Annotated in this window: 11 protein-coding genes; 8 read left to right on the top strand and 3 right to left on the bottom strand. The window is 52.7% G+C overall.

Annotated features, from left to right (window positions below):
- Positions 1–54 precede the first annotated feature (54 nt).
- The gene (locus J8Z22_RS13770) at positions 55–1173 is read right to left on the bottom strand and encodes a BspA family leucine-rich repeat surface protein (protein WP_252006814.1); all 1119 of its coding nucleotides are present in this window, start codon (positions 1171–1173) and stop codon (positions 55–57) included.
- Positions 1174–1752: 579 nt separating this feature from the next.
- On the opposite strand from J8Z22_RS13770, the gene J8Z22_RS13765 reads away from it, so the two are divergent.
- From J8Z22_RS13765 to J8Z22_RS13755, 3 genes are all read left to right on the top strand, one after another.
- On the top strand, positions 1753–2220 hold the full coding sequence (locus J8Z22_RS13765; protein ID WP_252006813.1) for a hypothetical protein: 468 nt from the start codon (positions 1753–1755) through the stop codon (positions 2218–2220).
- 420 nt (positions 2221–2640) lie between these two features.
- Positions 2641–4167 (top strand): P-loop NTPase fold protein, encoded by a 1527-nt coding sequence (locus J8Z22_RS13760; RefSeq protein ID WP_252006812.1) that lies wholly within the window; start codon positions 2641–2643, stop codon positions 4165–4167.
- A gap of 452 nt (positions 4168–4619) precedes the next feature.
- Complete coding sequence (locus J8Z22_RS13755; RefSeq protein ID WP_028111696.1) at positions 4620–5309, top strand: zinc metallopeptidase; 690 nt, start codon at positions 4620–4622, stop codon at positions 5307–5309.
- Between the two features lie 68 nt (positions 5310–5377).
- Here the strand turns inward: J8Z22_RS13755 and J8Z22_RS13750 are convergent, their stop codons facing one another.
- Entirely contained in the window at positions 5378–6400 is a 1023-nt protein-coding gene (locus J8Z22_RS13750; RefSeq protein WP_252006811.1) for a hypothetical protein, read from the bottom strand.
- 203 nt (positions 6401–6603) lie between these two features.
- Complete coding sequence (locus J8Z22_RS13745) at positions 6604–7509, bottom strand: LysR family transcriptional regulator (protein ID WP_252006810.1); 906 nt, start codon at positions 7507–7509, stop codon at positions 6604–6606.
- A 169-nt stretch (positions 7510–7678) separates the two neighbouring features.
- Between J8Z22_RS13745 and J8Z22_RS13740 the strand changes: the two genes are divergently transcribed.
- The 5 genes from J8Z22_RS13740 to J8Z22_RS13720 all read left to right on the top strand — a co-directional run bounded on the left by J8Z22_RS13740 (position 7679) and on the right by J8Z22_RS13720 (position 13237).
- Positions 7679–8362: a pirin family protein gene (locus tag J8Z22_RS13740; protein WP_252006809.1), complete on the top strand. Its 684-nt coding sequence runs from the start codon at positions 7679–7681 to the stop codon at positions 8360–8362.
- A gap of 53 nt (positions 8363–8415) precedes the next feature.
- A complete protein-coding gene (locus J8Z22_RS13735) occupies positions 8416–8949 on the top strand; it encodes an NADPH-dependent FMN reductase (protein WP_028111700.1) in 534 nt (177 codons plus the stop codon).
- Between the two features lie 10 nt (positions 8950–8959).
- The gene (locus J8Z22_RS13730) at positions 8960–10216 is read left to right on the top strand and encodes a hypothetical protein (RefSeq protein ID WP_252006808.1); all 1257 of its coding nucleotides are present in this window, start codon (positions 8960–8962) and stop codon (positions 10214–10216) included.
- Complete coding sequence (locus tag J8Z22_RS13725) at positions 10216–11043, top strand: hypothetical protein (RefSeq protein WP_252006807.1); 828 nt, start codon at positions 10216–10218, stop codon at positions 11041–11043. The genes J8Z22_RS13730 and J8Z22_RS13725 overlap by 1 nt, the downstream gene beginning before the upstream one ends.
- Positions 11044–11806: 763 nt before the next feature.
- Positions 11807–13237: a hypothetical protein gene (locus tag J8Z22_RS13720; RefSeq protein ID WP_252006806.1), complete on the top strand. Its 1431-nt coding sequence runs from the start codon at positions 11807–11809 to the stop codon at positions 13235–13237.
- The last annotated feature ends 6 nt before the right edge of the window (positions 13238–13243 follow it).

Below are 13243 nucleotides of genomic sequence, written 5' to 3'. Positions count from 1 at the left end.
CCGCACCACCGCGGTGAATGTTCGATCACTTCATGGGGCGCATTACGCACCGGGTTACATCGCCGCCCGCTCAATCCGCACGGTTTTGGTGATGCCTTTACGGTCTATGACTTCCAGAAATACCGGGCTGCCCGAAGGGCCGCGAATGGCGTCGATTGCCTGGTCCATGGACCATTGGCTGACGCTGTGCAGCTGATCCGGCTGTTGGCCGATGGCGATGATCTTATCGCCGCTTGTCAGTTGTTGGCTTTTGTCGGCCGGGCCGCCATCGAGAATAACCTTAACCACCAGGTAGTCGGCGGGTTTGTCGATGGAGATGCCAATGCCGCTGTATCTCTCATGGCCTTCGGGCAGCACGAAGGTGATGAACGCCGGAGGGTAGTGGAGATCGCTCAATCCGCTTTCGGTTGCAAACGAGCCGTTGGCGACCACCTTGCTGACGTTCCACTGGGTCAGATCCTGATCGAAAGCGCTGGCCCGAAAAAACAGCCCCGACATGTCGTCTATCTTGGCGGTGTCCCACTGGTTCAGCGGTTGGTTGAATGCACTGGCATCGCGGAACATCCACTTCATTACGCTGACATTGCGGGTGTCCCACTGATTCAGCGGCTGATTAAAGGCCCAGGCGCTTTTAAACATGGCCCCCAGGTCGGTGACGTTGCTGATGTCCCAGCCGGCTAAGGGTTGGTTGAAGGAGTAGGCGGCCCAAAACATTGAGCGCATCGAGCTGACGTTAGATACATCCCAACTTTCCAGCGGCTGGTTAAAGGCCTTGGCACTGTAGAAGGTGCCGCGCATTAACCGCACTTTGGCGGTGTCCCAGTGGTTGATCGGCTGGTTGAACGCCGCAGCGTGTTGAAACAGCAGCGACATGTCGGTGACGTTGCTGGTATCCCAGTCGCCGATGGGCTGATTGAACTCGGTCATCATGTAGAACAGCCGCGAGAGGTCGGTAACATGGGAGGTGCAATAGCGGATCTCTCCCGAGGCCAGCGCCGCCAGGTTGTCCTGATCGCGGATGCTGTCGTTATCCACCACCAGGTAGCGATGGCCCTCATGGACAAAGGTGCTGTTAATGCCTTGGTCGTGACAGACAACCGTGGTTGATGGGGTGTTCAGACTGGCGCAGCCGCCGAGCAGGCCAATAAGCAGGAGTGTGGGAAAGTATCGCATGGAATGCCTTGTGCCGAAGAAACGCGAACTAGCGGATAGATATAAGGTATTGTTACTTATTTTTCTGAGGGTTACATCACTGAATTGGTGGTCATTGCCCCTATAGTAAACAACAGGCGGCTCAGTGGGGCTGGTTCTGAAATTGGTTGCTGAGCCCTACGTCATCAGCTGGATAGGTATAGACAGGCTGCAAGGCATAGGGGGTTTGGTAATGGCGGCTTTGGCGCCAGGAGCACTCGTTGGCTCCATACCCAAAACGTCAGTAACTACGAATGCGCACTTTCACCGGTAAAAATTCTCACTTTTACCTACAGCCACCTGGTATCCATATGATTAGGGAAGAAAAATTCCTAGCTAACTGTGTTTATGTAGACCCCACTATGTATTCATGCGCACTTTCCACACCAATTGCCAGTTGAAAATTTCGGCAACTCTTCTCTAACCTATTGTTTGTATGTGAGAAAATAGAGTAGAGTAAACCAATTGCTGAGGTGTGGATTTCGGGCTTAGTGCGAATTCGCACTAATACACTGTTAGGCACTGGTATAGATCATAACAACGCATATTAATGGAGCTATTGTGGAAGATTCGTTAAAAGAGTTTGCTTTAATGCTAGGCTGGAAGGATTTTGGACTTTTTGCCCTAATTGTTGGGGGGCTACAGTTTATTCTTGCACTATGGCTTAAATCAAGGTTAGTTCAATCAGTAAAGCATGAATATGATAAAAAACTTGAAGACTTTAAGTATGAACAAAAAGTAAGAGAACAAGCTGCAAAAGTTTCCAAGCTTCTAGCTGATGCGAGAAATGGTGATGTAGCACTTAGCAGGGAACGAGCCAGCAATCTAAATCAGCAAGCATGGGAGTTAATGCTTTGGCTACCAGAAGATACTGCTCGAAATCTTTCTAATCACTTGGCTGGCGATAATGAAGTGAGTATGAAGACCATCTTAATTGATGTGAGAAAGCATCTCCTCAACAATTCAAAAGATGGCTTGAAACCAGAAGAGATCGTACATTTCACTGCAGACGAAGATAAAGGTGCCTAACAAAAACATTAAGGTGACGCTCCTAATGTGAACTGGTTTGTACAAATCTCAGTTTGGCGCATTTGACGCCGAATTTAGGGGCGTCCATCTCATCACCCATGATAACAGTATCGGTATAGCATTGTTTTACAAAGGCCATAAGATGGGTGTCTTTGAAAGCTGGTTGTGCGGCGAGGACTGTGGTGAAGATAGCCAAATGCCAACCTTGTGCGTGTCGCTAGTTGGAACAGCAGCCTCAGTCAGTGACGTTGTAAGCCATCGCTTGGTGTTCAGCAATGGCAGAGGTTACCTAGTTGGCACCGGGAAAGTGATGATGGTTTTAAAGGGGTTTAAACGTCATTGCTGTCGGCCTAATTGGTCAAAGAGCAAGCAATTCAGTAATCTGCATCTATCTAACCAGACAAGATATGGAGTCGAGTCGTGCACGAAACCGCGATAAAAGAAGTGGCAGGAGAGCTACTTTACCCCACCTATCACGATTGGGAGTTACTTGATAATGGAGAGCTACGGAGCTTTGAAAACTGCGCCCTAAACCGTAAGGGTTATGGTGAGTTCCTGATCAACTATCTCAATGGTGAAGGGGAGAAAGGATATGTCCTCAACCTCAATGGAGATTGGGGTTCTGGCAAGACCGAGTTTGTGCGTCGGCTCTACGCCAAGTTAAGGGCAGATAATCATCCCGTAGTGTTTATCGATGCCTGGACCTCGGATTTTGCTAAAGACCCGCTTATGGTGGTGGGTTGTGAGCTGTTGGAGCAAATGGTGCATTGTACTTCAGGCTATAACAACCCTGAGGACTTAGAGAAGATAAAGGATTTCTGGATAAACTCCTGGAACAAGACTGTAAATGCCATATCGAGCCTTAGAAAGGCAGCGTCTCTGGCGGCAGGGGGGGCCGACGAAGTTTTACTGGGTGAAGAAGTTTTTAACGCAGTTAAAGACAAGCTTACTCTTGATGAATGCTCAAAAGTCGCCGATGGTTTTGTTGGGCAATATCGACAACAAAAAAACTCCATAAAGGAGGTGAGGGACTATCTAAATAAGCTTGTTTCTGCCTTCAGTAAATACAAGTTTTGCGAAACTCCTTTATATGTGATTGTGGATGAGCTCGATCGCTGTCGACCAGATTATGCCATCCAACTACTGGAGACTATTAAGCACTTCTTTGCGGTACCGGGAGTGGTGTTTGTGGTTTCAACGAATGTTGAACAGTTGCAGCACTCAGTGAGATCTGCGTATGGTGTTGACTTCGACGCACAAGTATACCTGCGCAGGTTTTTTGACCGAAAGGTTCACTTACCAAACCTATCGGTCATGGATTACCTTAAGTACAAAAGTCATACTTTCTCATTTCTTGATAACTCAAATGTGGCTCACGACCTGAAGGATAACTGGACCGGAGGAAGTCATGGTTACTTGCTTAGATATATAGAGCTAGTTGCGGATGCATATAGCCTAAAACTCAGAGATATTGAGCAGCTTTTAGCTAGATTTAGAGCATGTATGAGCCAGATCGAAGCCCGATCCGAAAGCGGAAAGCAAGCAATCACAACACTAGGATTACTAAGTGCGCTTGCTGAGTTTGATACTTACCCAGAGAGATTTAAAAATCATAGCTTAAATGGAAAACATCAAGTCGAGTTCGCAGTTAAGAACAATGTTCTGTTTGAAGGTATGGGGAAAGAGGTACTTCTTGCAGCTCATAATGCTATGTTTTTGGTTGAAAGATCAATTGAGGGTGGTTTGAGAGGGCAAACGTCTAAATGGGTTATTGATTGGACAAGAGTTGCATTTGATGGCTCGAACCCGCTCGATTATAGTAATCACACTGAAGTATTCAGAGCATTTGTTAATGAAGCTCGGCAGCTACAACAGAATCAGAATGATAACTACTGGATGTGGGATGAAATCAGTCAGCTTGTAGAGATGGCCGGAGTGATTGAATAGAAATCTCGAAACCTTTCTTTCCCGCTTAGCTGTCATGCCCCCGCATTATCGGGGGGCATGACTCGTTTAAAGGCTCCATCTCACACACTCTCTTTACGATTCGTCGCCTGCGCTGTCGGCCTCAGAGCCTAGCTTTGTCTAGCCCCCTTGGCCGCCGAGATAGTGGTGGCGATTAATCGAGTTAACTGGACATCCACCCTAAGATCTTTGGTTCTCGTTGCTTGTGACGTTCCCGCAAAGCTGGGACGGATAGCAAGCCGTTGGATAGTGCCGGGGCTTCTCGAGGTGGATACCCCACGGATGCAAAGGCGGGTGGCCAGTTAGGCTCTGCTAACGTCGTTTCCTATTTGCGCCAAAGTCTGAAGCAGGCCGTCGTCGGTAAGTATCTGCTGCTCATTTCTATGCGTATAATAATCAGTAGCCGCACAAATACTTATGACATAGCGATTTAAATGTTCTGGATAATTATCTTACTCATCATCACATTATGCGTCTTCATGCCGGGTATGTGGGTCAAACATGTGATGGAAAAGTACGAACAGCCGGCAGATCGGTACCGCGAGCAGGGAAGCGGTGGTGAACTTGCGCGCCACCTGCTCGACAGTTACGGCCTCGTCCATGTCCAGGTAGAGGAGACCCCTGTCGGTGATCATTATGATCCGGTCGCTAAGGCTGTGCGTCTGACGCCGAAAAACTACTCAGGATACTCTTTGACAGCAGTAACTGTTGCCGCCCATGAGGTGGGGCATGCCATTCAGGATTCACGCGGCGAATCGTTGTTCCTGGCGCGGCAGAAACTTGTTAAGACAGCAATGGTCGGCGAGCGCCTTGCTGGCATTATGCTAATGGCGGCTCCGATTATCCTAGTGCTAACCCGCATTCCGCAAGCGGGAGCATTAACGGTAGTGATTGGCATTGTTTCGATGGCACTCAGTACCCTGGTGCACCTGATTACCCTTCCAGTTGAGTTCGATGCCAGTTATGGCAAGGCGCTGCCGCTCCTGAAGCAAGGCCAGTACCTGCACGACGGTGACCTGAAGCATGCGGAGAAGATTCTCAAAGCGGCGGCACTGACCTATGTCGCTGCCTCGCTGACCAGTTTGTTAAACTTGGGACGATGGATCGCGGTGCTTCGTCGCTGAGTTTTACCTATTGGCAGTATGGCCTCGAAACCTTATTGACTCACCGTAACTTATCGCTTTTAAAGAGATTACTTACAGGTGGTTTCTGCCCACCAGCATTCCCAATCAAGCTGTATTGTCAGCCACTCCCTTGCTGTGGTTTGTGTCGCATTTGCTAATGCCTGAGCCAACTCTTTGGAAAGCCGCATATTACGATTCAGCAACGCTTCAAGCTCCACCAGCGGCAATGAATTGGATAGAGCAAATTCGTGGAGGGTGAGTTCTTGTGCCCGAACCTCCTGGCCCAACTTATCCGCTATGTCCTGTGGTTCTTTCTTGTGAATTACTGGCAGTGCGAGATCGAGGTGTTGGCACCAGTTTTTGCCAAAGTGCTCGTTAGCCAACTGAGCGACAACAACACCTGCATGACGGATGCGATAGTCGGAGTTCAGGCAGTGTGAATAGAAGGCGATAAAAGGCAAGATAACCAGCAGGGTATTGCCGTCGTTGATTGGGGCGTAAAACAGTTTTACACCGGCAAAGCGCTTAGCGGTGAAAGTGATGGGCTGGCCGGAAAATGCCGAACAGTAATCGTCAACATAGCTATTGCCAAAACATACAATTACCCGAGGTTGGTGTTCTTTAACCCAGCGTCTTAGCATAGGAAAACGATAATCCCGGTGGGCTTGTTTGTAGGACTCTTTTGTTCTGCAGCCGGTAATTTGCTGCAGATTCGAAGTAAAGAACTGATTGTTTTCCCGGGGTGAGGTGAGGGTGTAGATGTTGCCTTTGTAGGTGTCTGAATCGGCATCAAACATTCGAGTAGCGTGGAACACGCTGGCGTAGTGCTCCGTTGGCTGACCCAGCATAGCGGCATAGAGTTTGGTCAGCTTGTTGTTGTATTGGTAATCGTCTGGGAAGACTTTCCGGTAGTCACCACTTACATAAGGGTGCTCTTGGTTGATCACCAGATCGGGTGTTTGCATCTGATGCGCGTCGCCACCCCACTCCAGACCAAAGAACCAGACAGAGCTATTGATATTGCCACCGTCACAGCCGCTGGGGGTTTGAATCCATTTAACAAAGTCGGGGTTCAATACCAAATCTGTCATGTTCAGTGCTTCCTAACGATCTAATTCAACGAGCTTGCAGTTGCTGGTTTACTCCTAACCTCATGAATAAGCAAGTTTTTGTAGGCAGATTATTAGCGTGGCTTATTGTTGGCATCGAAGTTGTCGTCTGGCGCCAGCCGCTGCCCCCTAATTAGTGAATACAGGTGGTTTGCCCGTTTTTTCAACGGCCGAAGGCTGAGGTGTCAGCCGATGTTGTTTAGCATGCTGTCACCTTTGATCTTCTGGGTCATGAAATCCAGGAAACAGCGGGTCTTCAGCGGCACGTAGCGGTTTTGCGGGTACACCGCGTTGATGGGGTAGCGCCGGTAGTACTGGTTGAGCACTTGCACCAGTTGCCCCGACTCCAGGTGTTTGCCCACCAGCCACCTGGGCATAAAGGCGATGCCGGTGTCTGCCAGCAGCATTTCCAGCAGCCCGGAGCCGGTGTCGCACTGAAAGTTGCCCGTTGCTCGTACCGAGGTATCGGGCTTCTGATTGGTAAAGCTCCAGGTCGCCCCCTCGGATGACAAGCTGTAAACAAGGCAGTTGTGGTTCGTCAGTTCGCTGGGGTGCAGTGGAGCAGGGTGCTCGGCCAGATAGCCGGGCGAGCTGACCAGAATCAGGTCATCGGAGCCCAAGGGCCGTGCGATCAGGCTGGAGTCTTCCAGATTGCCGAGGCGTATCGCCAGATCCACCCCCTCTTCAACCAGGTTCAGCATCTTTTCGGTAAACTTCAGGTCTAACTGGATCTCCGGATAACTCGACAAGAACTCGGGGATCAGCGGCGCGACATACAGGCTGCCGAACATGGAAGGCAGCGTCACCCTGAGTTTCCCCTTGGGGGTGACACCGGCAGCCCTGACCTCTGATTCGGCTTCTTCTATCTCATGCAGAATGTTCACCACCCGGTCGTAGTATAACTTTCCCGTTTCGGTGAGGCTGTGCGACCGGCTGCCACGGATCAACAGCTGTGTCCCCAGGTCCTTTTCCAGGGCTGCCACTCTCTTGCTGATGGTAGCTTGAGTGGTGCTTTCCTCTCTGGCGACGTCGGAAAAACTCCCCGACTCGACCACCCTGGCGAAAGAGCGCATCGCAATAATCATATCCATCGCAAGTCTTATTCCTGTCAGGAATGCCCACTATTCAAATTGGGCTGGATTTTATTGTGTTAGGAATAGCTTAGTCTAATCCCAGCACGAAAAGCCAGCACTGCTAGGCTAGATCTACTGCGCAGCAAAGCGCGCATTCAAGCAGTGCCCAGAGACGGAGAGATTTGCAATGAGTAGTTCTTCTTTACGCATCATACATCGTGATGCGCTTCCTCTAGGCGGCTTTGCCGGGATCGTCGAGACCCGCATGGCCATGAGCCCCAAGGTGTGGCCGCAGGTACAAGGAAACAGCCAATTAAGTCATGGGCTTGGAGATTTTATCTATCTTGCCAGTGGCTATTTTAAGCCTAACGACGGCGCGCCCATTCATCCTCATAACGACGTCGACATTGTCAGTGTCATCCTCAGTGGCTCTGTGGGACACAAGGGAACCCTGGGTGACGGCACCGTCATCGAAGGACCTGGCGTGCAGGTGCAGCGTGCTGGCACCGGCATGCAGCATGCCGAGTTCAGTCTGAGTGACACCAAGGCTGACATCATTCAGATCTGGTTTCGCCCGCCACAGGTGGGGCTGACGCCCGCCTATCAGAACTATGTTCTCAAGCCGGGGGAGTTGACGACGGTGCTTGGCGGCAACAACGACGGCAGTTTCGACAGCACCATGCGCTGTCAGGTCGGCTTCGTGCCCACAGGGCAAACCATCCGCACCGACAGCCCCTTTGTGGCGATGATTACTCAGGGCAGCGCCATGGCCAACGGCCAAGAGGTGAACGAGGGCGACCTTATCGAAGGGGAGCGCTTGACGCTGTCTTCCACCGAACCGTTTGGTCTGGTGCTTATCGGGGCCGCTTAACGGCCCGGCGTCAAAAAACATAGATATCAGATTGAATTTCAGGAGTGTTTGTAATGAAAGTCGTTGCCTTTGGCGCCAGTAATAGCAAGGCGTCCATTAACAAGAAACTGGCGACCTATGCCGCTTCCATGGTGGAAGGGGCTCAGGTGGAGGTGCTGGATTTGAACGATTATCCGCTGCCGTTGTTTGGTGAAGATAAAGAGGCGGAAATTGGTCAGCCGCAACCGGCAAAGTCTTTTGTGGACAAGCTCGGCAGTGCCGACGCCATCGTGGTGTCTCTGGCGGAGCATAACGGTTCTTACACCGCGGCTTACAAGAACCTGTTCGACTGGGCCAGTCGAATCAATCGAGAGGTGTTTCAGCAAAAGCCGGTGATCTACCTAGCGACGTCGCCTGGCCCCGGTGGCGCCGCCAGTGTATTGGCTTCGGCCGTAGGCTCTGCCCAGTTCTTCGGCGCAGACGTCAAGGGCAGCCTGTCCATACCCAGTTTTTACGACAACTTCGACCTTGAGGCCGGAGTACTAAAGAGCGAAGTCATTCAACAACAACTTGCCCAGACCATGAGCACGCTGTTCACAGCCGAATAGGAGTCTTGTTATGAAAAACATCAAGCTATTGAATAAATTAGCTGCCGGGCTGTCTTTGGGCCTGTTCAGTTTGACCGTGAACGCTGGCGCTTTGCCGGTGTCCGCCACGGTGCTGGAGTTTGCCGACGACAATACCCTGTTCGTCGCGGACTCCGACGGCGGTCAGATATTGGCCTATTCGCTGCCGAAGGCTAAGCCGGCCACCGCATCCACCAGCTTCAACCTGGAGGGAGCGGGCAGTCAGATCGCCAAGCTGCTGGGCGTGGACAGTCTTGCCATCGATTACCACGACATAGCCGTTCACCCGGTGAGCAAAGAGGCGTACATCTCGCTGTCGACTCAGTTCAAGGGCAGCAGAACCCCGGTGGTGGTGCGCGTCAATCAGGCCGGCGAGTTTGCCAAGGTGGATCTGGCGTCTCTGCCGAAGACGGTTAAGAAGCTGACCGCCACCGCTACCGATGACGTTACCTTCTGGCGCGACATCCCGGCCACTACGCTGGGGATCACCGATCTGGACTTCGTCAATGGCACCCTGTACGTCTCCAGCCTGTCCACCGGTGAGTTTGCGTCGACGTTGCGTAAGGTGTCTTATCCGTTTGATGACAGCTCGACCAGCTCCAACATCGAGATCTACCACACGGTGCACAACCAGACCGAAACCCGGGCGCCGATTCGTGCCATGACCGTGCTTGAGCTCGATGGCGTTGAGACCGTGGTCGCCGCCTACACCTGCACCCCGTTGGTGACCATTCCAGCGAGCAAGCTCAATGATGGCGCCCATGTGAAGGGTAAGACCGTGGCCGAGCTCGGTTATGGCAACACCCCCTTGGATGTTATTCACTTCTCTGCCCAGAATCAGCAGCAACAGATGGAGGAGTTTGTTCTGGTGCTGCACAAGGAGCGCAGTGCCGATTTGATTCGTGTCGCGGATCTGGCGGCGGCCAACAAGCAGCCAGGGTTGTCTACCCCGGAGATGTGGGCCAAGGCCGGTGTGGCGACGCGCCCGGTCCCGCTGGCTGGAGTGCTTCAGGCGGCGGATCAGGATGCCCAGTTTATCGCCACCCTGAAACGAAATCTGGTAACCGGAGACATGGATCTGGTCTCTTTCCGTAAAGGCGCCTATTTCCGCCTTAACGACTTCATCAGTGAGTACAACTTCTCAGACTACAAGTACGTGCCGGAGCAGGAGATGTTCAGGAACTTTCAGAACCTGTTGAAGACCGATGCCGGGTATAGCGACTTGGTTCGTCAGCTGGAGGAAAAATAATGCGAATGCCGCTTCTGTTCAGCGTTGTGGTGGGGCTGGCCTTAAATAGCCCACTTGCTCAGGCTGTCTCCTGCGATGCCCCTTCGGAAGCGACTCTGGTGTCGGCAGTCTACCCCACTGCCGACCGCCTGCCGGAGAATCTGCTGCGTTTCTATGTCTATTTCTCCGCCCCCATGGATCGCGGCGATATTCTGAAGTCGGTCTATTTGGCCGACGCTCAGGGCAACCGGCAGCAAGGAGTGTTTCTGGATAACAAGTTCGATCTCTGGAGCCCGGACAGTCGCCGTTTGACGCTGTTATTCGATCCCGGAAGAGTTAAGACCGGGTTGGTGGCCCATAATGCGATGGGGCGGGCGCTGACTCCGGGAAAACACTACCAGTTGGTGGTGGAGACTTCCGCCTATGATGCCAAGGGCTGTCCACTGGGCAGTCGCTTTGTGAAGTCGTTCTTTGCGACCGAGGCGGATTATCAAACTCCGGATGTGGATGGCTGGCAGATTAGCCAGCTTCAGCCAGGTACCAGCAACCCGCTGACCATCGATTTTGATGGCAAGATGGATCATGTCTCCCTGGCCTATCGGATTCGGCTGAAGGACGACGACGGCAATACGGTACCCGGTCGCATCGAGCTGGCAAAACAAGAGCAGCAGTGGTTGTTCTTCCCGGCCAGTCCCTGGGGGCAAAGGGCCTATCAACTGGCGGTCGAGCCGGTGCTGGAGGATGTGGCGGGCAATCGCATCGCGGGATTGTTCGATCAACCCAGCCTTGCCAGAGAAAGCGCCGCTACTGGTCAGGTGATCGCAATTGCTGTCGATCTAAAAGATTAAGTCGTGAATAGAGCGGGCAGGGACAGCCTGGCTCTCTGAGATTAGACTGGTCAACTGGGGGCGACGCCCCTTTGCCCAGTGGAGGAGGCAGAAGGCGCTCAGGTCAATACTCCCCCTCTTTTTTTCATTATGAGCCGGGTCGCGGCAGTGAAGTGGTGCCAGCCTCGTGCCCGGCATATCCTGCTGCAAGGCGCGCCCTTTTTACTTTCTGTGCCTTTTCCCTATCTGCGTTTACGTCACCGAGTGATATCAGCAATCACTGCTGAGTGAACAACTCGAGATCTGCTGGCAGTCAATGGCATTGGTCGCTGTAAGCCATTTGCCATGGCCGGTTAGGTGGCCCTGGCGCCAAGTTTGCTGGCATTGCACGGTTGCGGCCTGCAATGGGGCGTGGCTGGTACGGGTTTTCCCCTTAGGTGGCGGGCTTTGTTGGGGGGAGTGCATTGCCTTCGACGTTAAAAAGCGCGCTTGAGCATGCGAGCGCAGAGGCAACCTTTTCTGTTTATCGAGGCGCAGCGGTCCTGCTCGTCTGCACCTTAGCCCCGTTGCCTTACATTCGCAACCGCCTAGATTTAGTACTGTCCGGCATTCGGCCCTATTCAGCAATCGCGACCTCTAATTCCAATAATCGCACTGATGGGCCTGTGGCTATCTCCTATTGCGGAGTGGGGGAGAGGCGCGGTGGCGCCGGGCGCCAAGTATATCGGTGCGCGGAACGTGCCCGGTAATCAAGGAACTGAGATTGCATTACATGGAGAACGTAATGACCCCAAGTATCACCCGACCACTCCTGGCGGGGCTGATGTTATGCTCCGCTTGTGTCTTCGCCGATGAATACGGCCCGACAACGCCCCCGACCAATCAGCCGATGCCTGCAGCCAGCGATAGCCTGTGCGTAGCCCAGGACAACTGGGCGCCGTTTGAGGCGGTACAGATGCCCGATGGCAACCAATTTTCTTCCGACACCAGCTGTGATTTTCATCGCTGGTCGTGGCAGATGTTCCTGTGGTTGATGCAGGACGACGGTAAGGGCGAGCCCCGTTTTCTGGGGTTTGATTCCCCCTATGATCTGCTGGGTATCGACAACCGTGAAAGCCTGTTGCCGCGCTTAAGCAAGCAGGGGGGCGCCCGCTCGATGGACGAGTACCTGCAGGCGGGTACCGAAGGAATTCTGGTGGGCAAGGACGGCAAACCGGTGTACTACTCCCAGTACATCAATCGTGAATTTGTCGATTTCATCAATGAACATGAGCTGACGGATTTCGAAAAGGTGCAGGCGTTCGATCCCAACACCTCGTTTGACATCAACGTGGCCGAGTTCAAGGCCGCCTGGAAAATTGTCGACAAGGCCACCGCCGACAGCGGCGAGTTTTTGATCACCCGGCAGTCGGTGTTCAAGTTGGTGAACCGCAACGGCAAAATCGTCGTGGATGTGAACCAGTCCAGTGAGGAGTATCTGGCGCTGGTGGGCTTTCACATTGCCGGCGTGGTCGAGGGCCACCCAGAGATGATCTGGGCCACGTTTGAGCACAAAGACAACGCTCCGGATGTGCCCACCAACGTGCAACCCGACACCGTCGTTTCTGACAAGGATTGGACCTTCTACACGGCCAATACTCCGTACTCCCAGTGCAACATCAACTACGCGTCGTCGCCACAGTTGACCCTGGACGAAGCCAGCCAAACCTTAAGTCCCACCACCGAAGTGTGTCGCCGCTTTGCCTGGGGCAACAACGCCAATCAGATGACCTATGCGGTGCCCACCAACATTCAGGTGGTGCAGCAACTCAACGACAGCACCCTGTCCCTGTTGGATCAGAGTAAGGCGCAGTTGCCAGCGGATCGCAACTGGCTGAAAAATTACTTCGAAGTGTCGGCCATCTGGTTTCGTCGCAACGACGGCCTGGAGCCCAACATGACCCTGGCTACCGACTTTGATGACAACGGCAAGCAACTGCTGATCGGCGGGCTGCACCTGTCCAATTCCACCATCGAAACCTTCACCCAGACTCAGAGCACCATGGACAACTGCTTTCGGTGCCACAACACCAGCCAGCGCTTCCCTCCCAGTGGTGCTGAAAACCTGGCTCCCCTTAAGGGCATGAACCTGAACATCAGCCATGCCTTTATGAACATCTATTTCTGGGATCAGGAGATGAAACTCAAAGCCCAATCGGCCGCAGCGAAACAGTGAGGGAAC

The organism is Ferrimonas sp. SCSIO 43195 (genome assembly GCF_023716685.1).
In the GTDB taxonomy this organism is placed as follows: Bacteria; Pseudomonadota; Gammaproteobacteria; order Enterobacterales; family Shewanellaceae; genus Ferrimonas; species Ferrimonas kyonanensis.
This window is presented reverse-complemented; position numbering and strand designations above follow the sequence as displayed.